This window comes from Nitrobacter hamburgensis X14 (assembly GCF_000013885.1).
Taxonomy (GTDB): Bacteria; Pseudomonadota; Alphaproteobacteria; order Rhizobiales; family Xanthobacteraceae; genus Nitrobacter; species Nitrobacter hamburgensis.
In genome coordinates this window covers 3,232,444-3,258,119 of record NC_007964.1, presented here as the reverse complement: position 1 = coordinate 3,258,119, position 25,676 = coordinate 3,232,444, and the positions used below count along the sequence as shown (strand labels likewise).

The following is a 25,676-nucleotide window of genomic DNA, read 5'->3' as shown; positions in this document are numbered from 1 at the left end:
AATACGCCACTTACAATATGCCGAACGGCTGATCGGATCGACCCGCAAGGATTGCATTGATCATATCAGGTATTCGGCGCACGCCATCTGCATCGAAATAGCGACGCATACACGCGGCGATCGTCATCGCTCTCCGCGAAAAAAACAGTCCCGCTTCAATTTGATCCACGCCGCCAAATGTCTCGATGGGCATCCGCTACCGCCTTGTCGCGCTAGCCGCCGCCCGTTGCCCTGCTGATATTCCAACGGTTCGTCGCCCCACACAGCAGATCGAATGTGACGGATCGTACCGTTGGTACGCAGGGTGTGGTTAATGGTCACGTATTTCCCGACGCTAACCCGCTCAGGCGCACCGAAATGCGCCGGAGCCGGTTCATGATCATGATCGTAGTCATGTGATCATGCGTCGCGCGAGATCACCTACCATTCCAACTTCTCCATCTTGCGCACGACGACGTGGGTGTCGCGCGTTAAGATACCAGTCGGACCCCAATAGTTCCAGCCGTACGTGAACTGGGCATAGCCACCGGCCAGGAACAGCGGGTTGATACGAGTACGCGTCAGGCTGTTGTGTCCGCCGCCACGCCACTTACGCTCCTGCGATTTCGGAATGTACACCGTACGCTCGACCGCGTGGTAGTACATGCAGGTGCCAGGCTGAATTCGGCGGCTCACGTTGGCGCGGGTCACGACCACACCGTTGTCGTTGTAGACCTCGACCCAGTCGTTATCCTCGATCCCTACCTTCTCCGCGTCCCTGTCATTGATCCACACCGGATCCATGCCGCGAGACAACATCAACATGCGGTGGTTATCTTTGTAGGTCGAGTGGATGTTCCACTTTCCGTGCGGAGTGATGTAGTTCAGCACCAGAGAGCGGTCATCGACCCGGCTTTTCACGATATCGCCGGTCTTGCGCGGATTGAGCCGCGGCTTGTAGGTCGGTATGTGCTCGCCGAAATCAAGGTACCACTGGTGGTCGATGTACAGCGTTTGGCGGCCGGTCAGCGTCCGCCAAGGCACCAGGCGCTCGACGTTCATGCACCATGCGGAATAAGCGCGACCGTCATTCATCATCCCCGTCCAGCAGGGGCTCGTAAGGAGACGCCTCGGCTGACGCGTAAGGTCATAGAACGTCGTCGCAACGTTTCGGGTAGGCTCAGCAAGGTCGACAAGCGGAAGACCGACGTGATGCTCCTCATTATGGAAGGCCTGGTAGCAAACCTCGCCGTTCGCCTCCGGAGCACACAGCAGCACCGTGTTGCATCCGTCGAGCACGTCCTCAAGGCTCGGATACCGTTTGCCACCCCACTCCACACACCGCATATGCCTCGGATCAGGCATCGGCATGATGGGATTGTCGAGCATCTGGTCATATTGTTTCTTGATCGGAACATTCACTCCGACGGCCGAAACACCGTCCTCCCGCGCCTTCGGTCCGAACGAGATGAATTTGTTGTACAAATTCGCGTAGTCACGCTCGACCACCCGCACGTGCGGGAACGACTTGCCCGGCACCGGCTTACACTCGCCCTCGGCCCAGTCGAGAATCTCCGGCTGTGCCAACTCGTCCGGCGTATCGTGCATGAGCGGTTGAAGGACAACATCACGCACAGGCTTGGAGAACGCCAGCGGAGCCAACTCGCTGACCTTCTTGGCGATCAGCTTGAAGATATCCCAGTCCGTCTTGGACTCCCACACCGGCGGAACCGCCTGTCCCAGAACATGCAGGAACGAGTGCAGGTCAGTCGTGTTGAGGTCGTTCTTCTCGTACCAGAACGCCGTCGGCAGCACGATGTCGGAGTAGAGCGACGAGGTATCCATGCGGAAATTGAGGTCGACCACCAGGTCATACTTTCCGCGCGGCGCCGTGTCGTGGTATTTCACCGTATGCGTCTTACCCTTGGCGCGATCCTCGGCGATGGCGTTGTCGTGCGTCCCGAGGTAATGCCGTAGGAAGAACTCATGCCCCTTGGCGCTCGACTGGATCGCGTTGCCGCGCCAGATGAACCACAACCGCGGCCAGTTCTCGGCAGCATCGGGATCCTCGATCGCGAGATTCAACTTCTTGCTCGCGACCTGATCGATAACGTGAGTCGCGATGTCCTCAGTGCTCTTTGCACCGGCACGCTCGGCCTCAGCCGCAACTTCGATCGGATTGCGGTTGAAGTGCGGCGTGAACGGCATCCAGCCCGAACGCACCGCCTTTGCCTCGAGGTCGATCGCATGGCCCTTGGCCCAGCGCGGATTTGGCGCCGTCAGGCCGTACTCCGTAAACTCCTGTTCGTAGCGCCACTGACAGCTATGGGCATAGTGCCAGGTCGACGACTGCACGACCCGCGGCGGCTTGGACCAGTCGAGCGCCAGAGCAATCGAAGCCCAAGGCGCAACGGGCGCGAGCTTTTCCTGACCCACGTAGTGGTTGATGCCGCCACCGTTGACGCCGCAACAACCGCACAGGATCAAAGCGACCGTAGCCGACCGGTAACAGAGGTTGTTGTAGTACCAGTGGTTGGCGCTGGCGCCCACGATCACCATGGATTTGCCGTTGGTGTACTCTGCGGTGGTCGCAAACTCACGCGCAAACCTGATCGCGGTCTCGCGGCCGATACCGGTATGACGCTCCTGCCACGCCGGGGTATAAGGCGCATCCTCGTCGTCATAGCTGGTCGCAAAAGCGCCTTCCAGGCCGCGGCTGATACCAAACTGGGACATCATGATGTCGAAGCCGGTCGCGCACAGAATCTCGCCCTTGTCCGTGGCGATGCGCCGCACCGGGACGCCGCGCGAGACGATACGTCCGTTCGCGAAATCGTCGAACCCAACCTGCACCACGTCATCGGATCGATCGATAAAGCTCAGCACCGGATCGAGCGGACTATTGTCCAGGGTGTCCTCGCCGGACAGGTTCCATTTACCGTGCACAGAACCCCAGCGGTCACCGACCTGACCCTTCGGCGCCCGTAGCTCGCCGCTGTTGGCGTCAAGCAACAGCATCTTCCAGTCGCCGTTTTCGACATCCTTGTAGCGAGGAACATGCCTGGCGCGCAGCAAGCGGCCCGTCTTGTACGTGGTCCCGTTGGGCTCCAGTTCCACAAGGAACGGAAGGTCGGTGTAACGCTTGACGTAGTCGATGAAGTAAGGAACCTGACGATCGACGTAGTACTCCTTGAGGATGACGTGATTGGCCGCCATCCACAACGCCGTGTCCTGTCCGGCCTGGATCGGAATCCATTCGTCGCAGTATTTGGCGATCTGGCTGAAGTCCGGCGAGAGAACCACGAACTTGGTTCCCTCGGTGCGTGCTTCCGCGATGAAATGCACGTCAGGGGTACGCGTCATGTTCAGGTTCGACGCCATCGAAACGATGAACTTGGAGTTGTACCAGTCCGCGCTTTCGCACACGTCGGTCTGGTCGCCCCAGATTTCCGGGAACGAGGTCGGCAGATCGGCGTACCAGTCGTAGAAGCTCAGTAACGATCCGCCCATGAGCGACAGGAAGCGTGTACCGGCCGCGAACGACAGCATCGACATCGCCGGGATCGGCGAGAAGCCCATTATCCGGTCCGGCCCGTGCTTGCGCGCGGTGTGCAAGCTGGCAGCGGCAATCAGCTCGACCAGCTCTTCCCACTTGGCGCGACGGTAACCACCCTTGCCGCGCGCCTTCTGCATGCGCGCCCGCTTTTGCTCGTCTCCGACCAGCGCACCCCAGGCCTGCACCGGATCGGCGCTCGACGCCTTCGCTTCGCGCCACATGTCGAGAAGCGGACCGCGGACGTATGGATACTTTATCCTGATCGGGCTGTAGACATACCAGGAGGCGGAGATACCACGCTGGCAGCCTCGCGGCTCGTAAGGAGGCAGACTGCGCTCAAGAAGCGGGTAGTCCGTCTGCTGCATCTCCCAGGTGATGATCCCGTCCTTGACGTAGATCGCCCAGGAGCAGCCACCGGTGCAGTTGACGCCATGCGTACTGCGGAAAACGTTATCGTGGGACCAGCGGTTACGGTAGAACTCTTCCCACTTGCGCTCTCGGGGATTAACGAGGTCCAGTATCCAGCTCATCTGCGTCTCCTCGGTGCGTTGTCCGGCCGCGAGGCCTGTTGTCACTCACATTTTGTCACTCACTTTCTTAAACCTGCCCCATCCAATCATCGGCGTACTTACCCGTAAACCGACCGCCGTAGTACGGACTCGTATTTCGTCCGGTCGTGGTATCAGCCACGCCCGCACGCTTTTGACCGTGCACGTTCCATCGTAACCAACTTTGTCAGCCACTCTGGCAGGCTGCGAGGAGACGTGATGCAGCTATACTCCTCGTCCAATTCGAACCGGCAACATCAACATGGGCGCTTGGTTCCGACAGATGTCGATCACTTTCCCGGGAGGTGCGAACGCTCACCCGGGCGAGACAACGGCGTGCTTCCAATACAGGGATTTACGCCAAATACGATTGTGGCGATTTCGATATAGGAACAGTTTGGGGATGGGGTCCCGACAACCGCCGACAAGGCGGATGACCTCCCGCCGCTGGATAACGTTGGAAGGTGCTATTTCTCCCATCGTTTGTTTTGTGTGCGGGGACAATCGCGGCAAGAAAGGTGCCTGCTTGATAGCAAAAACTACTGCCCACAGAATCAGCAATCAAAACCACCGCCTACACCCACCCGCGCACAGGTCTCCTAGATACACGGCACCACTGCGGCTCGCTCCATAGCTATACATTCGGGGTAAGCATGGGGTAAGCATGGGTAAGGAGCAGTTGACCGCTCCTGGCGTTTGGGTCGCAATGCGGCGCATATCGTTTTCTTATTTTGGGAACGAGGGAAATGCTTCGAGGATTACGAAATCGGAGTGCCCTAGGCCTCGGAGCGATGGGCTTCGCTGCAGCGATTTTTCTCGCTATAGCGTTCATTTATATGTTCGGCGGATTCAGTCCGACGACATCAGCACCTCCAGCCGCGCCTGCAACAACGCCCGCGCCAACACAGTAGCGTCGAAACACGGCGAGAGCAGGCATAGCCGCTCCTCGGAGCGCAAAAGCCTAATTGCTCGCTATAATAGCCGTAAGAATGTTCCGTTGCCGCGCCAAAGCCGGTCCTTTCTGAGCAATTTTGTTACTCGCTTCTCGGATCGGTGCCGGTGTGAAAGTTCTCGGACGAGCATTAGGTGTCAATCGGCTCCCAAATATTGCAAGCCGAAATACATGCTTCGTGAACGACTATATCAGACCCGTTGAACGGCGCGCCGCAAGCGTCTTGCCCGGACAGGTGCGGTGTCCAGGGTCAGCCCCATCTGATCGAGCATTCTGGTGACTGGGGGATCACGCCCATCACGGGCGGTTTCGGGAAATACTGCGTGTTGATCTGTACCTGTTCGGCGCTCTTGTCGCCGAACAGCAAGGAAATAAGTTTCAGCGCCTCATCGAGGCCTGAGGATATGCCGCCTCCGGTCAACCGATTTCCGGAGGCGTTGCGGGAGACCACAAAGCGCTGACGGGTAGTATCCACCGTGATATTGGGGAAGCTCTGTAGACAGGCGGTGAAGTACCAGTGAGTGGTCGCCTCATGGTCGTCCAGCAATCCGGCACGCGCGAGCAACAGCGCGCCCTCGCACACCGAGCAAACCCATTTCGCGTTGGCTGCTATCTGGCGAAGATATTGCAGGTAAGGGGAATAGGGGGCTTTCATGATGGTTTGCAGCGCAACGGGGTCGCCGCCGGGGACCCACAGGATATCGAGTGCCGGCGTCTGGGAGAAACTCGCCTGCGCCTCAAAACGCACGCCGTTTATGGAGGTAACGGCTCCACCGTCCTCAGAGATCAGAACCGTCTGTAAATCGTCATCGTTCTGGCCCGCCCAATAGAACATTTCGAGGGGGCCGGCGACATCGAGCAGATTAACGCCCTGATAAACGGGTATTCCCAGCTTCATGGCGAAACCTCCGTGATGTTGCTGCTTTGAGTGCTTGTGAGCATGCCTAGCAACGATGGGCAACGCCCTGCGGTGACCATTCTGATGGGATCAAGGCCGGCTCGAAAACGCTCTAACAGCGTCACGGCGGCGATCCTTGCGATGTGAGACGAACCAATTGCGCGCGCTGCGCTGTCGCCCGCGATCTGTGATCCACGATCGGAAGGATTGGATGCCGGTTCTTTTGGTCGAAAATGCATAACGTCGCCGCGTGGCGCCCGCTTGCATCACCTTGCGAACAATGTGACAAATATCGTTCTCCAAAAGGGAGCGGAACATGGCGATTCGAACGCGACCCCGTACGCAGATATCATTTCTGCGTTCGATGCGCTTAAGTCTTAAGCTGTCATCGACGCCGCTTTTGATCGGTGCCAGATGTAGGGATGAACGCAAGGTGCGGCCATGCTAAGGGATGATCGGGATAGCGGAGGCGGCCCTCCGCGCCGTACAAGTCGGAATGTGCTCGGCGAGCCACTTCAACTCTGTTCGATCAAACCGACGACGGGGTTTTATCGGAACGGCTGCTGCGACACTGGGACAGAGGACGTTGGCAGTCACACGGTCTGCGTCGTGATGACTGCCGAGTTTCTCAATTTTTCTAAATCGCGCGGCAACGATCTCTCGACACCATTGCCGGAGTTCGGTTTCCCAGGCCTGAAACCCGGTGACCGGTGGTGCTTATGTGCACCCCGCTGGCAGGAAGCATTCAAAGCAAACCAAGCGCCGCGAGTGGTCTTGCGCGCCACCCATGAGGGTGCGCTGACATATTGCTCGCTCACCGATCTCAAACGCTTTGCAATGGATCTAGCGTGACCACCCAAGCGGGCTCATGATGCAGCAACACTGCGACTTGCTAGCTTATCTGGCGGACGGGGCGAATCTGACATCGATCGCACTTTCGCGGCCAAGGGAACGACTTTAAGGCCATGCCCCCCTCAGCAGAATTTGCCCGTTCCACGTCCACAAACGAGGCAGCGCCCATCCGGTTCGACAACACCTATGCCCGGCTGCCGGAAGCATTCTATCAGCGCGTGGAACCGGCGACGGCGGCAGCGCCCAGGCTCCTGCGCGTGAACGACGCGCTCGCCCGGCAGCTGCGCATTGATCCTCAGTTCCTCGAAAGCCCCGAAGGAGTTGCCGTTCTTTCCGGCAATGTCATCGCACCCGGTTCCGAGCCCATCGCGCAAGCGTACGCCGGACATCAGTTCGGGGACTTCGTACCCCAACTCGGCGACGGGCGCGCCATCCTGCTCGGTGAAGTCGTCGACGTTGCGGGCAAACGCTATGACCTTCAGCTCAAAGGTTCTGGCCGGACCCGCTTTTCAAGAGGCGGCGATGGCCGCGCCGCGCTGGGGCCCGTCATCCGCGAATACATTGTCAGCGAGGCCATGGCCGCGCTCGGCATTCCGACGACGCGCTCCCTCGCCGCGGTGCTGACCGGCGAAAACGTCATGCGCGAACGCGTGCTGCCGGGCGGTGTCCTGACCCGCGTTGCATCGAGCCATCTGCGCGTCGGCACGTTTCAGTATTTTGCTGCACGGGGCGACATAGAAAATCTTCGTGTTCTCGCGGACTACGCCATCGAGCGGCACTACCCGGAAGCGCGCTCGGCTGAAGACCCATATCGCGCCTTCTACGACGCGGTGGTCGCCGCCCTGGCCCGGCTGGCCGCCCGATGGATGCTCGTTGGATTCATCCACGGTGTTCTCAACACCGACAACACTGCGATCGGTGGCGAGACGATCGACTACGGCCCCTGTGCCTTCATGGACGCCTATCATCCGGACAAGGTCTTCAGTTCGATAGACCAGTTCGGGCGCTATGCGTTCGCCAATCAGCCTGCTGTCATCAGATGGAATCTGACCCGGTTCGCCGAGACACTGTTGCCGCTGATGGCGGATGGCACCGACAAGGCGATTGAAGCCGCGAACGCATCGATCGCGCGTTTCAAGGACCAATATCAAGACGCGTACATTAGAGGCTTCCGTCAGAAACTCGGGCTCGCGCTTGAGATGGAGGGCGATCTCGAACTTGCGGCCGATCTTTTGGCGCGAATGGCGGAGAACCAAGCGGATTTCACGTTGACTTTCCGCGCCCTGTGCGAGGCCGCAGCAGATCCGAAGGGCAATGCAGGCGTGCGGGCGCTTTTCGCAAACCCGTCCGCCTTCGACGAATGGGCCGCACGTTGGCGCGAGCGCCTGTCGCTTGAAGAGCGATCCGCCGAGGCCCGCCGTACCGCCATGCTGGCAGCCAGTCCGGTGTTCATCCCGCGCAATCACCGCATTGAAGCGGCCATTCAAGACGCCGAAGCGGGACACTTCGATAAATTTCACGAACTTGTCGAGGTGCTGGCGCATCCCTACGATGACCAGCCGCAGTTTGCGGACTATGGGAAGCCGCCGGCACCGGGGGAAGAAGTCCAGCAAACCTTCTGCGGGACATAGCCCGCGTCAGCAACCACGTCTTGAGGCAATCGCCGAGCCGCGAAACGGCAGGCACAGTGCGATCAATATCGGGTAATTTGTCAGCCTTATCGCCCGAAAACGCTCTAGCAACCAATCTCTGCCTCGCCGGCAAAACAAAACCCCGGCAGTTTCCTGCCGGGGGTTCTCTTCAGCATGTCGTCAGCGAGGTATTACCAGTTGCGCTGCGCGCGTAACATGACGGTCCAGGTGTTCTGATCCTTCAGGGTATAGTCATCCCCCGGCTTGCCAATGCCGTTGTTGGCAGCAAGATGCGCCACGCCGGCGTACTTCTGATCCAACATGCTGTAAACCGCTTCCGTCGTGAAGGTCAGGTTCTTGACTGGAGTCCAGCGGAGGTTCGCGCCAATCTGCCCGATATTGTAGTCCGGGTTGCAGGTGGTGATACCCGTACCAAGCGCAGTGCGGACCGTACCACCCACGCCGCACATCGCAGTCTTCGCCGCGCCGGTGTACCTGACCGATGCGTAACCGCCGAAAACCGAACTGCTCCAGTACGGGTTCCAGTTGTGGTTGAAGCCGCCGCGTATACCCCAGGTCGAGACCAACTGAAGCTGGCCGTCAGTGTCAAACACCGAATCCGGTGCAAAGCCAAATCCAACGCCGGTTACGCCGGTAAAGACCGTGCTGCCCCCCGCCGGGGAGGCCTGATCCTGGATGTTGTAACGGGTTGCGCCGTTGGTGTAGACGCCCTGGATGTTGATCGTGTCACCTGGTCCAGTCGGGATGTTCTTGATCGACAGAGCGAGCTGACCGGCCCAACCCCACTTATCTCCGGGACCGCCAGTATTTTGGGTGGCACCGTAGTATGCGGGATTGTTATTGTGCGCAGCGACCGAGGCCTGGAACAGGCCCCAGGCCTGATCGACACGGAGCTGGCCAACAACGTCTGGAGCGGTGGTTCCACCGTAGGCGCTGGCGCCGTAGCCGAAGTTGCCTGCCGTCGCGGTGGCGAGGTTGAGAATGCCAGGCTGGTAGTACGCGCTGGGATCCTGCACGCCGACCGAGGCCGATACGCCGTTGCCGAACTCAGCGGTATAGGTGAACTGGTTCACGCCCGTGTTCGTGCCGCCACCGCCGACAAGACCGGTGTAGATGTTTTTGCCCGGAAACTCCGTCCAGGGAGCGCTGAACTGCGAGACGGCTTTACCCATTGTGAAGCCGGCGAACTGGATGAAGGCGAAGTACACGCCAAGCTGGCCGCCGGAGACGGCGCCATTCGGATTTCCGTTATACGTAGTCGCACCAGTAGCCGAACCGGCGTAACCGCCCGAGGTCCATGAAAAGACCGTCTCCATGTAGGTGCGGACCACGCCGTATTCGGTGGCTGTGCGGGTGTCGATGTTCAGGTCCGCGCGCGACCGCCAGGTGAAAGCGTTGCTGAAGCGGTTCTGCGCACCGCCGGCGCCGTCGGTGTTGCCGCGGTAGATCGAGTTGGTATTGATGCCCATGTCGGTACGGATATAACCGCCCAGCTTGATGCAGGTGTCGGTGCCGGGGATGTAATAGAAGCCCGCGCCGTACAGGGAGCAGACCTTCACGTATTCGACCGCCTTGGCCTTCAACGGAAGATCAGCGGCCTGTGCCCCGCTCATCGCGACCAGCCCCGCCGCCGAGCCGAGGAAAAGGCTCTTCATCAATTTCATTTCAAACCTCCAAGTTACTTTTGTAGGGCAGGTTCCGCATCCGCTGTACGCAAGCACTCGAAGAAACGTTCCCTCAGTCCCTGACTAACGCCCAATCGTTCGCGCCTGTCGGACGCTCCCGCTCAACGCGAGAGGCCCAAGCGAACCATTAAAAAGACGACCTGAGGGTGCCCCCCTCCATGGTCATATCCTGTCGGTATATTTTACTGTATACACCATGGATATATTTTTCGGTATATACCGATATCTCATGATGTCAACATCCGGGCATATCTTCGGCGATCTCTGGGCAGGGGCGGCCCGAGCCTCGTTGATCCTTGTGCAGGTTTTCTTGTGAATTACCCGAAGGGGCCGATTGGTCGAGAAAGACGCTCGCGTTCGGATCGCATGGCCTCGCGGAAATCAACCTCGCGCGGCTGGCCCGACGAGCCGGTGAGGGCATCAAGGCGCGATCCGATCCATTACCTTATCCGCGAAATCAGACGGGTAGCGTTATTTTCTTTGTGATATAAAGGCGTTAGGCCCGGCATATTCCCGGACATTGGTTCGAGAGCGTCCGTATTGGCAAAGCCCAAACGTGTTGATGTGGTCCCCGGGCCGACCCTGAAGACGCATATCAGTTCGTGGCGCGAGCGATAGAACGGGCCCATTCCGCCATTCCGACCTGACCGCGGGCGCGCCGTTCCGGCGGGAGCCGGTGATAGCCAAGGCGATTGCCGAGAGGCTGTTACTTTGTCCCGTCCCAAAGGGAAACGTTGTCAACGACAATCGTCCGGTGCGTGGCGCCGTTCCACTCACAGGACCGGGGTTTCAGGTTTTCGACTCGATTCGGACCCGGTCGATGGCGACGAGCTTGGCCATGATGGACTCGCCTGTCTCCAACGCGCTGGCAATCAAGGTTCATCAGTCGAGCAAGTCGAAAGGGTGAGCATCGCTTCCTGCAATGCTCGGGTTTTTTTGTTTTGCAACAGTGCCTTCCCAGCGCCTGCACCGGTTTAGCCGGTATGGATTTTTGGTTGATGTCGTTATCACTTAGTGATACATAACGCATTGAAAATAAAAGATATTCTATGTTTTTTCGATTGACGGGCTTTGCCGGGCGGATCAATGTGTCTTGGTAGGGACAGAGCCTGTCAGGTGGTGCGCCGGGTGATATATGCAGGCTCGCCGGTCCGCTGAGGAACCATCCCTTCCAGAAGCGTTTGGAATGGGTGACGTTGATGAGTTCGTCGATGAGTTGATGGACTGTCGACCAAAACGAATCCGACGACGAAATGAGACGACGAAAGGAAAGTCCCCAATGGCCAATACGACCGCGGAGCTCGAGGCGCTCCTCACGCAGCGTTCGCTGACCGACGCGCAGCTTCTGGCTGCGGTGGAGGCTTCGGCGGACTTTCGAATCCTGCCTGACGCCACCGTTCTCAAGATCGGCGGACAGAGCGTCATCGACCGCGGCCGCGCGGCGGTTTACCCGCTCGTGGACGAGATCGTCGCCGCCCGCAAGAACCACAAGCTGCTGATCGGGACCGGCGCAGGCACCCGGGCTCGGCATCTTTACTCAATCGCGGCTGGGCTCGGCTTGCCGGCGGGCGTGCTCACGCAGCTCGGGGCCTCGGTTGCCGGTCAGAACGCCGTGATGCTGGGGCAGCTCCTCGCGCAGTACGGCATATCCGCGGTCGACGGCGCCGGGCTCTCGGCTGTGCCGTTGTACCTGGCCGAAGTTAACGGTGTCATCTTCAGCGGCATGCCGCCTTACGGCCTCTGGACGCGTCCCGCCGCTGAGGGCGTCATACCTCCCTACCGGACCGACGCCGGATGCTTCCTCGTCGCCGAACAGTTCGGTTGCAAGGCGATGATCTTCGTGAAGGACGAGGACGGCCTCTACACCGCGAACCCGAAGACGTCGAAGGGCGCCACCCTGATCCCCAAGATTTCGGTCGCCGAAATGAAGGCCAAGGGGCTGCAAGACTCGATCCTCGAATTCCGTATGCTCGACCTGCTGGAGTCGGCGCGCCACGTCCGCCAGGTGCAGGTCGTGAATGGCCTCGTCCCCGGCAATCTGACCCGCGCGCTCGCCGGTGAGCACGTCGGCACCATCATCACCGCGAGCTAAGGGGAAACATCGCCATGGCCAACACAACGGATGAGATCGACAAGCAGTTTCTTTCCGGTCGTGATATTATTTTGCTGCGTGGGCGACCTCGTGGCGGAGCGCGGTGCATCGGCTGAAAGCGCTGCCGGGCAGCCTTATTCGAGCCTTGCCGGATTGAGGCGCCCGCGCGCCTTTTTTGGCGGGCGCGGGCGCCAGGCTTCGACAAAGTGCTCGTAGCCCTTCTGTGCCTGTTCGGCGACGCGCATTTCCTGGTTCCGGAGTTTCTTGACGTTGTAGGCGTAGGCGGGGCCGCGCGTGTTGCCTTTCTTCTGCGGTCGGCCGGCTTGCAACTCCATGCCGCGCATTTTGTGGGCAACGAGACTGGGGCGTGCCCAGAGGTAGTTCGTTTCTTTCGTCAGCATATGCCAGCACAGGACGGTCAGCTTGCGCGCCACTGCAACGGCAGCGACCTGATGGCCCCGCCTGGCCCGGACGCGGACGAAGAAGGCATGGAGTGGGCCTGGCGTCTTGGCGGCTGCCCAGGCGGCTTCCACCAGCATCGCGCGGGCATGACTGCGTCCGACCTTGCTGATCCGCCCGTGATGGGCTGCCCCAAGCCCCGACTGGCGCACGCGTGGGTTCAGGCCGAAGTAACTCACCAGCTTTTGGGGGTTGGAAAAGCGGCCTATATCGCCGATCGCCGCCACTAGCCCGGCGGCCACCGTGAGATTGACGCCAGTGATTGTGAGCAGCCGTTCGATCGCCGTATCGCTGAGGGCGCCCTCAGCGATCTCCCGGTCAAGCACGCCGAGATCCTCTCCCAACCGATCCAGTTCCCGGATATGACGCTCGATCGCGGCGCGCTCGTCATCCGGCACCTGCTGTCGGATGAGCCAGGCACGACCGAGCCGCCCGAACAGGTCGGCATGAGGGCACTGCGGAATCAGGTGAGCATAGAGGATCGAGTGCACCTCGTTCTTGATTCGGGTCCGATGCCGGACAACCTGGTAGCGTCGCGCCACCAGGCGGCGCATCCGCTCCGTGACAGCATCGGGTGTCCAGATCTCCGGCAGGTAGCCGGCTGCATACAAGTTGGCCAGCGTGCCGGCGTCGATCTTGTCGGTTTTCACATGGGCGTGCGCGATCGCCTTCACCTGCAGTGGATTGGCGATCACTACCCGCTTCACGAACGGTGACAGCACCCGAGAGACCGCCATGCAGTTACCGGTAGCCTCGATGACCACCTCGTCGGTGGTCAGAAGCGTTTTGCCGAAGCCTTCCAGCGCAGTTCGCGTCATATCGACCCGACCCATGTGTCGCAGTCGACCATCTTCCCAGATTACTACTTCCCCAAAGGTACGGTGGGTATCAATTCCGATTACACGTCGCATTCCTGTCTCCTCTCGATAATCAGAGGGGGAGCAGCGGGCGACACGACAACTACGGATCCGCGCTCTCAGCGCAACCGGGCGAGTCGCAGAGGCGGCCATCTACTAACACGAGCTCGCAGCTCAACGTGCAAGATCGGCCTGCCCGCACTTCGTGCTCCCGGTGCCTCTGTCCCGGATGGTCGCACCATACGCCGCGATCACGAAACCGCAGCCGGACATCGGCACCACGAATCTCATACCGGTTACCAACACCATCAAGCACGTCGCCTCGCCGCTCGCGCGTCAGACCCTGCTCGACGGCGAACTTACCAGCCCTGTCGCCGGCAAGCGACCGATCCGGCTCTTGCCCTGGCTGCAAGTGGTGAAGATCGGTGGCCGCTCCATCATGGATCGCGGCCGGGACGCGATTCTCCCGATCGTGGACGAGATTCGAAAACTCCTGCCCGAGCACCGTCTGCTCATACTGACCGGCGCCGGCATCCGCGCCCGCCATGTCTACGGCGTCGGCCTCGATCTCGGCCTGCCGGTCGGGTCGCTCGCCCCGCTCGCCGCGAGCGAGGCCGGCCAGAATGGTCACATTCTCGCGTCTCTGCTCGCCCCCGAGGGGGTTTCCTACATCGAGCATCCGACCATTGCCAGCCAACTTGCCATTCACCTCTCCGCGGCCCGCGCGGTCGTCGGGAGCGGCTTTCCTCCGTATCACCACCACGAGTTTCCGGGCTCTCGTATCCCTCCTCACCGCGCTGACACGGGCGCGTTTCTGCTCGCCGACGCGCTCGGAGCGGCTGGCCTCACGATCGTGGAAGACGTGGATGGCGTGTATACCGCCGACCCCAACGGCCCCGACGGAAAGAAGGCGCAATTGCTTCGCGAGACCAGCGCCGACGATCTTGCAAAGTTCAAGGGCACGCTCCCCGTCGATACGGCGTTCGTCGAGGTCATGGCGACCGCGCGCCACATCGAGCGCGTGCAGGTCGTCAACGGGCTCGTGCAGGGACGGCTCACCGCCGCGCTGCGAGGCGAGCACGTCGGGACGATTATTCACACCGGCGCTTACGGCCTGAACACATAATTTCCAGCCGTGTAGCAATTAGAGCGTTTTCGAGCGAAGTGGGCACCGGTTCGCGTGAAGAAAACGCGTCAATTCAAAATCATAGAGCCTCGCTTCTGATTCCATCAGAAGCGAAAAGGCTCTAAGCGCCTCGGTCCCGCCTTCGCGACCGTATCGATCCAGTGCCGCAGAAACGGGTCGGAGCAATAGCTCCGACCCGTTTTAATTTGGATAAATGCGGCGCTGATCGAAGCGAACTACTCGGATGATTGACCACGGCGTCGCACTTGTGGCGGTCGCGATCGCGCCACGAGAATTGCCGAGATTACTTATATTTGGCCTCCTGGATATTCCAGCTTAGGCCACAAAGGGTTCTTCCGTCTGCAAATTAGACTTTCGCTGCGGCGCAACATGCGTTATTTACCAAGTCTATATAACGCAAGCGAGCGTGCATGACGATCGAAGCGCTGGTCACCTTGAAGAGCGAGAACGTTCCGGCGGTCGGGCGCGAGCGGTTAAGGCTGCTCGAGGCGGTTGCGCGCGAGGGCAGCATTTCGGCCGGCGCACGGGCGATCGGCATTACCTACAAAGCGGCGTGGGACGGTCTCGATGCGATGGCCAATCTTTTTGGCCAGCCGTTGCTCATCAGGCGCGCTGGCGGCCGTGCCGGCGGCGGCGCGACGCTGACGCCGACCGGTCACTCCGTCATCGAGGCGTTTAGAAGAATGGAAGCGGAGATGGTGCGTGTCCTGCGCACGATCGAGCCCGAACTTGCCGAGGCCGGCGTTTCTCCACTGGATCTAGTCTCGGGATTTCTTATGAAGACCAGCGCACGCAACGCGATCAGCGGCAGCATCATCAATATCGTGTCCGATGCTTTGAGCGCCGAGGTCGAAATTGCGGTCTCGCCGGAAACGACGATCTATTCGGTTGTCACGCACGCCAGCATGGAAGAGCTTGGATTGTGCACCGGTCGATCGGTGACCCTGCTGATCAAGGCGCCATTCGTTGCTATCGCTACAGGCAAGGCAGCGCCGAAGACGTCCGCGCGCAACTGCATCCGTGGAACCGTCAGCCGATGCGAGACATCCACCGTGAGCGCCGAGATCGTCCTCGATATCGGCGCAGGCAAGACGCTTGCATTAAGCATCACTGCGCACAGCGCCAAATCGCTCGGCCTCGCTCCAGGAAAGCCCGCATTCGCCCTTTTCGATGCGGCGCACGTCATCATCGCCATCAACTGACTGCGGCTGACTCTCTTCTCGTCGGAGCGGCGGCCTGAGTGTGTGGGCCGCAGAACGAGCGGCAGCGCCACGACGATGGCGACCGCTACTTCCAGCGGGCCGTTGAACGCGCCAGCCACAAGACTGCTCGGCCTATCGCTCATCTTGGGCGGAGATGCTTTATAATGTTAATGCGCTCGGCAGACCCTGCCAATCCGCGCACTTAGCCGAGATAACCGATGTCCAATTATCCCTCGCTTCTCGTTCGCGTCACTCTCAACGCGGAAACGCAACTCGGTCCGGGAAAGGCCGACCTCCTTCAGGCTATCGACGAAACGGGTTCGATCGCTGCCGCCGGGCGGCAGCTCGGCATGAGCTATAAGCGCGCCTGGTATCTCATCGACACCATGAACAGGTATTTCAAGGAGCCGCTCGTCGTTTCAACAAAAGGTGGCAAAGCCGGCGGTGGCGCGCAATTGACTGCGACCGGTCGCGACGTTGTTCGCAGCTTTCGGCGCATCGAGGCCAGCGCGGCGAAGGCCGCGGCCAAACAGCTCTCCGTGCTGATGGCCCTTGCTGCAGGCAAACGCACGTAACAAACATTGGCGAAACCTGATTATTGCGATATAGTTCTATGGCTATATCGATCAAAGGTCTCGCTCTTCATGACAATTTCAGTACTGGTCCGTGGCATCGGCGATGTCGGTTCGGCGGTGGCATGGGTGCTGTTCAAAGCCGGACGCTCTGTTGTCATCCTCGATGACCCGACCCCCGTAACACATCGGCGGATGATGGGTTTTGCGGATGCCATGTTCGATGGCGAGACGACCCTCGAAGGAGTGACGGCTCGCGAGCATCTTGGTTCTGTCGTCTACGAAGGCGCAACCTTGCCGCTGGCCGGCGGACCATGCGCCATTGAAGGCGTTGGCCGGGAGCGCATCGTGTACGCGCCGGCAAGCGGGCTTCTGTCGTCGGCCCGGACGATTGGCGATCCTGTATCCGCCGGGGAACCCGTGGCGATGATCGACGGCACGCTTATCCGCGCGCCCATTACGGGAACGTTGGCGGTGCGGAATTCCGTTTGCCGTTGCTCATCAGCCTTTTCCGTTTCCGTGGGTTAGAGGCGGTCATCCTCAATAAAGCGACCAGCCTTGTCGTCGTGGCGACGGCGCTGCCCTTCCGCGCTGGGACCGTGCCGTGGGCGGACGTCGCAGCTCAATGGCCGGTGATTGTGAACCTCCTCGCCGGCAGCCTCATCGGCGCATGGACCGGCGCTGAATGGGCCACCCGCCTGAAGTCTGAAACGCTTTACCGCGTGATCGCCGTCTTGTTGGTGGTCATCGCAGGCCTGCTGCTCTTTACACACGATACGGTCGCAGGAGCGCCGCTCTTCGTCGGCTGGATACAGATCGTCGCGGGGATCGCGGCGGGATTCGTCATCGGTGTGGTCGCATCGCTTCTTGGTGTGGCCGGCGGCGAGTTCCTGATCCCGACGTTGGTCCTGCTGTTCGGCGCGGACGTTAAGCTGGCCGGCAGCCTTTCACTGGCGGTGAGCCTTCCCACCATGCTTGTTGGATTCACGCGCTACAGCCGCGATCAGAGCTTCGGCGTGCTGCGCAAGAATGGGGGATTCCTACTGGTCATGGCGGCTGGATCGATGATTGGGACGTTCATCGGCGGACTCTTGCTTGGACTTGTACCGACATACGTCTTGCTGCCGTTGCTCGCGGCGCTATTGCTGGTATCGGCGGTCAAGATCTGGCGGCACCAATAAACCAACAGGAAGGCTTCTATCTCTCGCGAAACGCTCGGGACATGCTGTCCTCGATCGGCTTCATGATGTACTGAAAGAAAGTCCGTTCGCTGGTCTTGATGAAGACTTCGGCGGGCATGCCTGGCGTCGGATTGAAACCGTGGATTGCCGCGACTTCCGAATTGTGAAGCCTCACGCGCACCACATAGATGTCGCTCGGCCCGAGCTGTTGCGACTTTTTCTCGTCGGCGACGGTATCGGCGGAGAGGTAGATGACGTCTCCCGAAACCATCGGCGTGACACGCTGGCTGAGCGCCGTCAGCCGAACCATGGCTTCCTGACCGTGCTTGACCGAGTCGATATCCTGCGGTCTCACCCGGGCCTCGATGATCAATGGCTCGTTGAGCGGCAACAACTCCATGATGGGCTTGCCCGGCTCGACCACCCCGCCGCGCGTATGGAATCGCAATTTGACGACGACGCCTTTGACCGGCGCGCGGATCGTGGTTCGGTCGAGAACGCCTCTAGCGCTCAGCATCCGCTCGCGGACGTCGACCAGTTCGCCGCGCGCTTCGTGCATCTGCTCGACCGCGGTTTTGATGGCGGTCTTCCGCACGCCATTGATCTGCTCGACCGCGCGAGCGATCCGTTCCTTGGCGTCGCCGATATCGCCCATGATACGGCCGACCTCGCCTTCGAGATTGGCCTGGTTGCGTTGCAGAAGAAGAACGTCAGGCTTGCGAACGAGTCCTGCGGCCAGCAGGTGTTCCTTGGTCTTGATGTCCTCTTCGACAAGCGCGATCTGGCGCCTCACGCCTGCGAGTTGAACCTTGGATCCGGCGATGCGCTCGTTCAGCGCCTTGATGCTGTCCTCAATTCCGGCAATTTCGCTGTTGGTATTGTTGCGCTGAGCGGTGAAGGCCAGAAGCTGGGCGCTGACGATGCTGCGTATTTGCGGATCCTTTGAATCGGGCGCCAAGTCAGGCGGGAAGTTAACTTCCGCTTCCTCGCGGACTTGCGCCTGCAGGCGGGCATCGACGGCCGTGAGCCGCGCGTTGCGAAGGAAGAGCCGTTGCATCTCGGCTTTTGCGGTGGTCCGGTCCAGCTTGACCAGTATCTGACCGGGTTCCACGGTATCGCCCTCGTGAACCATGATGTCGCTGATCACGCCACCTTCCAGGTGCTGGATGGTCTTGTTCTGGCCGGTAGCCACAAACACGCCCGACGCCACCACTGCACCCGCGATCGGTGCAGTATTGCCCCAGACTCCAAATCCCATGATCGTCGTCGCAATAATCACCATGCCCGCGATGGTGTGGCCGCGTGTCGAGCGCGGCAGATCGACGTGCCAGGGTTGATCGCCTGTCATTGTCGTGCTCATGGTCGCCTCTCCAGGCTCATGTCCGTCCGTCCCCGCGATCAGGCGTCGAGCATTGGCGGTCCCGAAGCGCTGGGTTGTTTGTGGCCCGTCACCAGCGGAATCAGTTCGGCGCGCGTTCCGAAGGCCTGCACCGAGCCGTTTTGCAGGATCATGATCTTATCCACGCTCTGCAGCAGCGCCGGCCGTTGCGTGATGGTGACGACGGTCATCCGCTTTTCCTTGGCGCGCACCAGCGCCTTCGCCAGCGCGCGTTCGCCGTTGGCGTCGAGATTAGCGTTCGGCTCATCAAGCACGATCAATCGCGGGTTGCCGTAGAAGGCGCGCGCAAGGCCGATCCGTTGCCGCTGCCCGCCCGACAAAGGGCTGCCGTCCATGCCGATCACGGTTTCGTAGCCGAGGGCGAGCTCCGAAATCATTTCATGCACGTCGGCGGTTTCAGCGGCATCGAAGATGTCCTCGTCGATGGCGTCGGCGCGCATACGCGCGATGTTCGCCTTGATCGACGCCGGAAACAGTTGAACTTCCTGCGGTAGATAGCCGACGCTTTCGCCGAACTGGCGCGGGTCCCAATTGCGCAGGTCCATCATGTCGAGGCGGACATTTCCGGCGGTCGGAATGATCGAGCCGACCAGCATTCGCGCCAGCATGGTCTTGCCGGTGCCCGAAGGTCCCACGATTGCGAGGGATTCGCCCGGCTCAAGCTGGAAGCTGATGCCGTTGAGGATCACCTTCTTGTTCGGCGGAGGGACGTAGAGGATGCGTTCGACGCTGAGGCGGCCCTCCGGACGCGGCAATCGCAACCGTTCGAGGTTGAGCGGCGAACTCTGAAGCAGGGTCTTGATGCGGCTGTAGGCCGAACGCGCCTGCACGAAGTGGCGCCATCCTTCGATCGTGCCTTCAAGGGGCGCCAGGGCGCGGCTGGCGACGATCGATGCCGCGATGATCATGCCTCCGGTCAGTTCGCTCTCCAGTGCGAGGTAGGCGCCCCATCCGAGTATGGTGATCTGGGTCCCCAGTCGCAGGAACTTTGAAATGCCGGTCATGATGATGTTGAGGTCGTGGCCGGCGACCTGAGCCTTGAGCGATTCCACCGTCTCCTGTCCCCAGACCTGGACGCCTTCCGGAATCATGCCCATCGCGTTGATCACCTGGGCGTTGCGTGCCATCGCCTCCGCTTGCAGGTTGGCGCGGGTTCCGAAGGCATTCGCCCGCGTGAAGGGTATCGCGGTCACGCGCTGGTTGATGAGCGCGACTCCAACCAGCGACACGCTCGATACAAGGACGATCAGTCCGAGTTGCGGGTTGATCAGGAACACAACAGCGAGATAAGCGGGCGTCACCGGAGCATCGAAGATCGTCAGCAGGACCGGACCGGTAATGAATGCGCGCAAATGCTGCAGGTCGGCGAGGGTCTGAAACTCCCGGCTCGAGCCGTTTTGTGCCGATTTCGCCGCAGCACTCAGCACCGGGCCGCCCAGGCGGGCCTCGGTCTCGACGGCAACTCTCATCAGGATAAAGCGGCGCAGCATGTCCATCAGAACGTGGGCTGCGATAGCCAGAATGACGATCGACGACAGCATGATCAACGTATCGACGCTTCGGCTGGTCAGCACGCGGTCCGACATGTTGAACAGATAAATGGGGATGGAAAGAACGAGAAGATTCACGACAAGCGAGAAAATGCCGACGGTGATCAGGTTGCGACGTGCGGCAGCCAATCCCTTGCCGAGGACGTCGCGGAATTCGTTGTCGCCGGAACGCTTGCGCAATTGCGGATTGCCGCCACCGCCGCCGCCACCGTTGAGATTTCCTTTGCCGTTAAGAGCATGCCCGTTCGTTGGTGCCAGAGGACTTTCGGCTCCATTCCGCCTCGGCGGGGCGGGTGCCGGCGTTATGTCCGTTCGTGCATCGAGCGTTTCGGCTGGCTTCTCAAACGGGTTTCGCCATAATTTCTGCGTCAGTTTTCTGGCCTGCGCTATGAGCGCGTCCTTCGAGTAACGATCGCCTGAATCCGCCGGCGGATTGGCAATGGCTTGATTGTCGCTCAGACTCATTGCGCCTCTCCTCAACCGACAAGTTTCGATTCCTGGTCCATTTAGTGGAGTACACCGGCCATCGGGTCGTCGTGCGGAAGCGCCGTGGTTGCGTGATGCTGCGGATCTGAATTGTGGGATGCGTCGTCCTGCCCGACAAAGGCGATCACTTCTGGGACGAGGGCCTGGGGATTCGTCTGGGCGACGTGATCCGAATCCTGGTTCACGAGATTGGCCTGGATCAGGATGGAATCGCCGTAGGCCTGTCCGTTGACATGGGTGTTGGTGTTTGCAACGTCGACGATAGCGGCGTCGTTGCTGAGAACGTTGCCGCCCGTGGCGACGTTTTGGGTCGCCATGCTGTCGCCGTAGTAGCCGGCCGTGACAGCCGATGGAGATCCCTGGAGCTGAATCGCCATGTTCGCGTTGGAAACGATATTGGTCTGCCAGACCGCGTTCACGTCATAATAATTGCCGGTGACATAGAGGATATGGAAGGTGCCGCCGTTGCCGGCGATCAATTGCCCGAACGAGGGGTCGAGTTCTGTTGCCCCACCGGAGATATTGTGGATGAGGTCGTTGAAATCTGAATTCCACGCCAGAGCTTTGGTGCCGCCGTAGTTCTCGATCGTTGCGGCATTGGTGAGCTGGTTGTCCCCGGTGGAAATCGTCTGGCTCGGAGATGTCCCGTTGCCCGCGATCTGGACGGTATCGTTGTTGTAGAGAATGTTGTTCTGGAAGATCACGTTCATGCCGTGATAGCTGCCACCGACGATGACCAGGTCGTAGTTGAAGTTTCCGTCGTTGATCAGCACGTAATTGCCGAGCTCGTTCTGGCCCGCATGGACCTCATAGTGCGTGCTCGAGCTGCTCTGCATCGTCACGTTGTTGTCGGAGAGATAATTGCTCTGCACCAGCGCTCGAACGTTGAAGTAGTCGCCATGCACGACATCGACGGACCAGTTTGGGCCGGCGAAATAGCTCGGCATTGTCTCATAGACACCGGGATGCTGGACGAAGTCCGCGATGTTGGTGGCCTGATCGCCGCCGGTCGTGATGCTGGCTCCGGTTCCTCCGACCGTGACGTGGTCGTTGTCCATGTACGAATTGGTCTGGAAGATCGCATTGGTCTTGAAGTAGTCGCCCATCACGAGCATCGTTCGCGCGGAATCCGTCAGGTCGACGATATAGGCGCCGTTGCTGGCAGTATTGCCGCCGTCGAGCGCCCACTGACCCAGACCATGGCCGAGATCAGGTACCGGTGTCGGTGTGGGAGCGAGAAGCTGATCGGGCGGAGTCGGCGCGGGGTTTTGCAATTCGCCGTTCAGATAATATCCGGGCGTGACCGAGTGCGGGTCGGCCGTGCCGCCGCGATCGGCCCAGGCCTGATCGTGCGCGGCGACGAAAGCCGGAAGTGCATCGGTATGCTGTGGTGCGTACCAGTCGGTCGGCAATGCCGCATCGGCGCCGGCAATCATCCGGGCAATCGCATGGTCGGCTTGCGCCTCCAGTGTCATCAACAGATTGGTATCGTGAGTCCCGACCAGTGCATCGTCATTGTACATATTGTTGAATTGATGCGTCTGGATCTCACTCTGCTCGCCGCCCTCCTGGTAGACGACCCTGATGACATCGCCGCCGCCACCACCGCCAGTACCCGGACTGATCGGCGTCAGAATGCCGTGCGCGGGGGATGGGCCAAACCGGTCGAGATGGAATTCCGATGCTGGATGGAGATGCGAAAGCGGCAGGCGGTGATTTGACTCGTCAATCGCCGGGGCAGCCTGGATACCGACAGGACGACTATCCATCTGGTCGTCGGTGGGCGTGAACGTGAATTGAGGCCGGGGGGTCGTATAGTCCTGCGTATCGGAGCGATAATCGCCTTCGTCGAGAGCAATGCGGTCGCGGGCTATGTCGTCGAAGATTCGAAGATATCCTGCGAAATGCCAGATGATCTCGGTTATACCGCCGGGCATCATGAGAGCCTCCTGCCTTCAGGCCTTCAGGCACGCAAAACGTCCCCGTTCCGCGAGCGCCCATCGCAGTCTCAGAATTTCGGAGCAGTATTGGTTAGCCGGGCAAAAAAACCTGCGCGGCGATTGCCGCGCAGGCCCGAAAGGCAGGTTAGCCGGTGTGATGATCGTCGGTGAAGCCGTCGTGGCCCGCCGTGATCGTCTGGCTGTTGAACTGGATGTTGGCACCTAGGGTGATGGTCTGGTTGAAGGCCGATTGCGTTACCGCTGCGTCGGCGTTGATGCCGCTGCTGCCGTGATCGAGGTTGCCCATTCCGCCGGCCGAGACCGCGCCACCATGGACATCATGCGCATCCATGTGGAAGGAGGCGCCGCTGCTCGGATCCAAATAGTCGCTCGGGCTTCCGCTGAACGACACCGAGGGATCGGAGACGTCATTGTGCTGTATCAGATTGTTGACCTGGTCGATATTGAACTGGTTCCCGCCGCCGTTCAGCGTCTGGTAGACAACGTCCGGCATAACCAGTGAGTCAGTGGTGGTCAGGTCGTGGAGGTCGATGACCGGGTGGCTGAGGCTGTTGGCGTCGAGGTTGAGGTCGACGTTGACGCACACGTTGACATGGTTGTCGACGGTGTTCTGGATGCTGTTGTCCAGATGATTGGAGTCGCTGTTGCTCAGCGAATTGCTAAGGTTGTTGGTATCGCTGTTGCTGTTGCTGTTATCGTTGCTGTTACTGTTGTCGTTTCCGTTGCCGTTCCAGTTATCGTTTCCGTTGCCATTCCAGTTGCCATTGCCGTTCAGATTCCCGTTGCCGTTCAGGTTATCGTTGGTTGAATAAAGCGACTGAGCGGCTGTCTGGGTCTGATCCTGACCTTGGCCCTGGCCCTGTCCTTGACCCTGTCCTTGAAGCTGGCCTTGCAGATTGGCCTGACCCTGGATCTGGCCCTGAAGATTGGCTTGCGCCTGGTCCTGGTTCTGCGTGGGATCGTCGTCGTGCTTGTGATGGTTCTTGGGATCGCCCATGGTAGGCTCCTGTTGGTGGAGCATCGTCGCGACGAAAGCGCGCCAATCTTCTACGTCAGCGGCCTTGTCGAGGTCCGATGCGGTTGATACGCCGGTTCTGCCGGCAGCGAAATCAGCACAGAGGCCAATTTCGCACCACAAGGCTCTGCTAACGGCAACAATAGGGCTAGCTGCCCTTAGGGAGATTCGGATTCGACTTGAGGAGAGGCGTTATCAGCCGAAAGGCGTATTAGCCTACGGCTTCGGCTCGTGGGTGGAGGTAGCGATCGGCTTGCGATGTACCGCCGCGGCTATCGCAAATGAGCTTCGAGCCGCGGCAGGAAATCCCAGATTTCCCGGTTGATCCGAGCCATTTCGCGCACCGCTTCCGCCATCTCATGGATGCGCGCATCGTCCAGCGGCTTGGTTTCACCGAATCGAAGGGCGCTGCGAGTTTGGACCAGGCGCATGGATTGCGTATGCGAGATCTCACCGCTGCTATCGACGGTATACATGCAGTGATTGAATTCGTTACGGATGTGCGTGCCGTCGTTAAAGCGCTCGATCAGGCGATCGAGTTCCTTGCTGAGCGCCTTATCCTTGATCTTGGTCCGCGCCAGCCGCTGGATGAGGTCGAGCCTTGCCCGGGTGGTATTCAAGGTCGCAAACACAATCGCAGCCGAAACCTGATCGACCTTCAGAAGCAGCATTAGGACGTAGATGAACAGGCTTTCGTTGTTGGACCAGTTGAAGACCAGATTCCCGATCAGCGCCAGGATCATCGTCCGGCGATCCGCCGATTCCGGCGCTGCGGCCTCGATCGCGGCGAAGTCGGGCTTCGGAGGGAGATTGCTGGCGGTCATGGTCGCGCATCGCAAGCGAGGGCAGGCTCAATGCCTGCAACGTTAAGGGCGCCGAAAGCGTTAGCCGATGACGGCGGCGGACCGACAAGCGCTCTGTCCAGCGGCGCCATCGTCTCGTAGGATAGGGGAGAAGACAAGTCTCCCTAAGCGGAGGAGGCGAAAATGCTGCGCTGGGCAGTTGCGATGGCGGAGGTCAGGAGAGGGCGCCGGGCGGCGGTGGCGACGATCGGCCCACTGGTTGAGCGAAGTCGCGCGTCCCTGAACGGCATTCCCGATATCGCGTGGCGCGATCCTTACCTCGTCGGATTCATGCTGACGCTCATTACCATTGTCGCCAGAATCGAAAGCCGCGCCTTGCAGGATCATGATCTGAGTCTTGTTCAGTCACAGACCTGGCGAGCGATAACGGGCATGGATGCCGATTTGATCGGGGAGGACGCTCTCACTCTCAGCAAGTCTCATCCGCGGGAATTTCAGCATGGATGCTACAGCGCGACGATGATTGCCTCGCGTCTGTGTGGCGCAGCAGCAGTCGCCTCGATCGGATACGAGCCTTGGCAGGACGCAACTGCGGGACAGAATTCGTTCGTGGATGATAGCCGCAACATGAGCGCGGCATTGAGCCCGGTTACAGGCAACTGGGGCGACGCTTTCGACGCCTACATTGCGGGGCTTCCGTTGGCGAGGTTGACCTAAAAGTTTCAATGGAACCCAAATTCGTGAACAATATTGATATAGTCCGACAGCTAGAAATCGATTAGATTTGCCCCCGTCAGGCGGGGACACCAGCCTGGATGGCCTATTTGATA

General features: G+C 60.0%; 18 protein-coding genes and 1 pseudogene. 9 read left to right on the top strand and 10 right to left on the bottom strand.

What is annotated here, in order from left to right; translation table 11 throughout:
- Positions 1–10: 10 nt before the first annotated feature.
- The 3 genes from NHAM_RS27635 to NHAM_RS15170 form a co-directional block, all read right to left on the bottom strand.
- On the bottom strand, positions 11–193 hold the full coding sequence (locus NHAM_RS27635) for a hypothetical protein (RefSeq protein WP_041358208.1): 183 nt from the start codon (positions 191–193) through the stop codon (positions 11–13).
- Between the two features lie 227 nt (positions 194–420).
- The gene (locus tag NHAM_RS15175; protein WP_041359063.1) at positions 421–4,065 is read right to left on the bottom strand and encodes a nitrate reductase subunit alpha; all 3,645 of its coding nucleotides are present in this window, start codon (positions 4,063–4,065) and stop codon (positions 421–423) included.
- A 1,220-nt stretch (positions 4,066–5,285) separates the two neighbouring features.
- Positions 5,286–5,933: a DJ-1/PfpI family protein gene (locus NHAM_RS15170; RefSeq protein WP_011511387.1), complete on the bottom strand. Its 648-nt coding sequence runs from the start codon at positions 5,931–5,933 to the stop codon at positions 5,286–5,288.
- Positions 5,934–6,374: 441 nt separating this feature from the next.
- Between NHAM_RS15170 and NHAM_RS25055 the strand changes: the two genes are divergently transcribed.
- Together NHAM_RS25055 and NHAM_RS15165 are read left to right on the top strand one after the other, a co-directional pair.
- Positions 6,375–6,785 carry a DUF2237 family protein gene (locus tag NHAM_RS25055; protein ID WP_011511386.1) on the top strand — a complete coding sequence of 137 codons (411 nt, stop codon included), beginning with the start codon at positions 6,375–6,377 and terminating at the stop codon, positions 6,783–6,785.
- Between the two features lie 113 nt (positions 6,786–6,898).
- Positions 6,899–8,416, top strand: a complete 1,518-nt coding sequence (locus NHAM_RS15165; protein WP_011511385.1) for a protein adenylyltransferase SelO — start codon at positions 6,899–6,901, stop codon at positions 8,414–8,416.
- Positions 8,417–8,607: 191 nt separating this feature from the next.
- Here the strand turns inward: NHAM_RS15165 and NHAM_RS15160 are convergent, their stop codons facing one another.
- The gene (locus NHAM_RS15160; protein ID WP_011511384.1) at positions 8,608–10,101 is read right to left on the bottom strand and encodes a porin; all 1,494 of its coding nucleotides are present in this window, start codon (positions 10,099–10,101) and stop codon (positions 8,608–8,610) included.
- A 1,300-nt stretch (positions 10,102–11,401) separates the two neighbouring features.
- Here NHAM_RS15160 and NHAM_RS15155 point away from each other — a divergent pair.
- Entirely contained in the window at positions 11,402–12,214 is an 813-nt protein-coding gene (locus tag NHAM_RS15155) for a uridine monophosphate kinase (RefSeq protein ID WP_011511383.1), read from the top strand.
- A 134-nt stretch (positions 12,215–12,348) separates the two neighbouring features.
- On the opposite strand, the gene NHAM_RS15150 is transcribed toward NHAM_RS15155, so the two are convergent.
- On the bottom strand, positions 12,349–13,566 hold the full coding sequence (locus tag NHAM_RS15150) for an IS110 family transposase (protein ID WP_198137033.1): 1,218 nt from the start codon (positions 13,564–13,566) through the stop codon (positions 12,349–12,351).
- 193 nt (positions 13,567–13,759) lie between these two features.
- On the opposite strand from NHAM_RS15150, the gene NHAM_RS15145 reads away from it, so the two are divergent.
- The 5 genes and pseudogenes from NHAM_RS15145 to NHAM_RS15125 all read left to right on the top strand — a co-directional run.
- Positions 13,760–14,656, top strand: coding sequence for a molybdenum storage protein subunit alpha (locus tag NHAM_RS15145; protein ID WP_011511382.1), 897 nt, complete (start codon positions 13,760–13,762; stop codon positions 14,654–14,656).
- Between the two features lie 431 nt (positions 14,657–15,087).
- Positions 15,088–15,879 carry a TOBE domain-containing protein gene (locus tag NHAM_RS15140; RefSeq protein WP_011511381.1) on the top strand — a complete coding sequence of 264 codons (792 nt, stop codon included), beginning with the start codon at positions 15,088–15,090 and terminating at the stop codon, positions 15,877–15,879.
- 218 nt (positions 15,880–16,097) lie between these two features.
- Positions 16,098–16,454, top strand: a complete 357-nt coding sequence (locus NHAM_RS15135; protein ID WP_011511380.1) for a winged helix-turn-helix domain-containing protein — start codon at positions 16,098–16,100, stop codon at positions 16,452–16,454.
- A gap of 6 nt (positions 16,455–16,460) precedes the next feature.
- Positions 16,461–16,979, top strand: coding sequence for a hypothetical protein (locus tag NHAM_RS28285; RefSeq protein ID WP_011511379.1), 519 nt, complete (start codon positions 16,461–16,463; stop codon positions 16,977–16,979).
- A pseudogene (locus NHAM_RS15125) lies at positions 16,919–17,632 on the top strand (sulfite exporter TauE/SafE family protein); the annotation flags it as partial. The gene NHAM_RS28285 and the pseudogene NHAM_RS15125, both read left to right, overlap by 61 nt.
- A 16-nt stretch (positions 17,633–17,648) precedes the next feature.
- Here NHAM_RS15125 and NHAM_RS15120 read toward each other — a convergent pair.
- The 5 genes from NHAM_RS15120 to NHAM_RS15100 form a co-directional block, all read right to left on the bottom strand.
- Positions 17,649–18,992: an HlyD family type I secretion periplasmic adaptor subunit gene (locus tag NHAM_RS15120; RefSeq protein ID WP_011511378.1), complete on the bottom strand. Its 1,344-nt coding sequence runs from the start codon at positions 18,990–18,992 to the stop codon at positions 17,649–17,651.
- Between the two features lie 38 nt (positions 18,993–19,030).
- A complete protein-coding gene (locus NHAM_RS15115; protein WP_011511377.1) occupies positions 19,031–21,046 on the bottom strand; it encodes a type I secretion system permease/ATPase in 2,016 nt (671 codons plus the stop codon).
- Between the two features lie 41 nt (positions 21,047–21,087).
- Complete coding sequence (locus NHAM_RS15110) at positions 21,088–23,007, bottom strand: hypothetical protein (protein ID WP_011511376.1); 1,920 nt, start codon at positions 23,005–23,007, stop codon at positions 21,088–21,090.
- Between the two features lie 145 nt (positions 23,008–23,152).
- Complete coding sequence (locus NHAM_RS15105) at positions 23,153–24,166, bottom strand: hypothetical protein (RefSeq protein ID WP_245269909.1); 1,014 nt, start codon at positions 24,164–24,166, stop codon at positions 23,153–23,155.
- Positions 24,167–24,315: 149 nt separating this feature from the next.
- Complete coding sequence (locus NHAM_RS15100) at positions 24,316–24,867, bottom strand: hypothetical protein (RefSeq protein ID WP_011511374.1); 552 nt, start codon at positions 24,865–24,867, stop codon at positions 24,316–24,318.
- Positions 24,868–25,029: 162 nt separating this feature from the next.
- On the opposite strand from NHAM_RS15100, the gene NHAM_RS15095 reads away from it, so the two are divergent.
- On the top strand, positions 25,030–25,563 hold the full coding sequence (locus NHAM_RS15095) for a hypothetical protein (RefSeq protein ID WP_011511373.1): 534 nt from the start codon (positions 25,030–25,032) through the stop codon (positions 25,561–25,563).
- The last annotated feature ends 113 nt before the right edge of the window (positions 25,564–25,676 follow it).

Excerpts from the sequence above, each read along its gene's own strand:
- NHAM_RS15155 (WP_011511383.1), top strand. The coding sequence starts at position 11,402 with ATGGCCAATACGACCGCGGAGCTCGAGGCGCTCCTCACGCAGCGTTCG.
- NHAM_RS15135 (WP_011511380.1), top strand. The coding sequence starts at position 16,098 with ATGTCCAATTATCCCTCGCTTCTCGTTCGCGTCACTCTCAACGCGGAA.
- NHAM_RS15120 (WP_011511378.1), bottom strand. The coding sequence starts at position 18,992 with ATGAGCACGACAATGACAGGCGATCAACCCTGGCACGTCGATCTGCCG.
- NHAM_RS15170 (WP_011511387.1), bottom strand. The coding sequence starts at position 5,933 with ATGAAGCTGGGAATACCCGTTTATCAGGGCGTTAATCTGCTCGATGTC.
- NHAM_RS15100 (WP_011511374.1), bottom strand. The coding sequence starts at position 24,867 with ATGACCGCCAGCAATCTCCCTCCGAAGCCCGACTTCGCCGCGATCGAG.
- NHAM_RS15145 (WP_011511382.1), top strand. The coding sequence starts at position 13,760 with ATGGTCGCACCATACGCCGCGATCACGAAACCGCAGCCGGACATCGGC.
- NHAM_RS15095 (WP_011511373.1), top strand. The coding sequence starts at position 25,030 with ATGCTGCGCTGGGCAGTTGCGATGGCGGAGGTCAGGAGAGGGCGCCGG.
- NHAM_RS15165 (WP_011511385.1), top strand. The coding sequence starts at position 6,899 with ATGCCCCCCTCAGCAGAATTTGCCCGTTCCACGTCCACAAACGAGGCA.
- NHAM_RS15140 (WP_011511381.1), top strand. The coding sequence starts at position 15,088 with ATGACGATCGAAGCGCTGGTCACCTTGAAGAGCGAGAACGTTCCGGCG.
- NHAM_RS27635 (WP_041358208.1), bottom strand. The coding sequence starts at position 193 with ATGCCCATCGAGACATTTGGCGGCGTGGATCAAATTGAAGCGGGACTG.
- NHAM_RS25055 (WP_011511386.1), top strand. The coding sequence starts at position 6,375 with ATGCTAAGGGATGATCGGGATAGCGGAGGCGGCCCTCCGCGCCGTACA.
- NHAM_RS15110 (WP_011511376.1), bottom strand. The coding sequence starts at position 23,007 with ATGATGCCCGGCGGTATAACCGAGATCATCTGGCATTTCGCAGGATAT.
- NHAM_RS15160 (WP_011511384.1), bottom strand. The coding sequence starts at position 10,101 with ATGAAATTGATGAAGAGCCTTTTCCTCGGCTCGGCGGCGGGGCTGGTC.
- NHAM_RS15175 (WP_041359063.1), bottom strand. The coding sequence starts at position 4,065 with ATGAGCTGGATACTGGACCTCGTTAATCCCCGAGAGCGCAAGTGGGAA.
- NHAM_RS15115 (WP_011511377.1), bottom strand. The coding sequence starts at position 21,046 with ATGAGTCTGAGCGACAATCAAGCCATTGCCAATCCGCCGGCGGATTCA.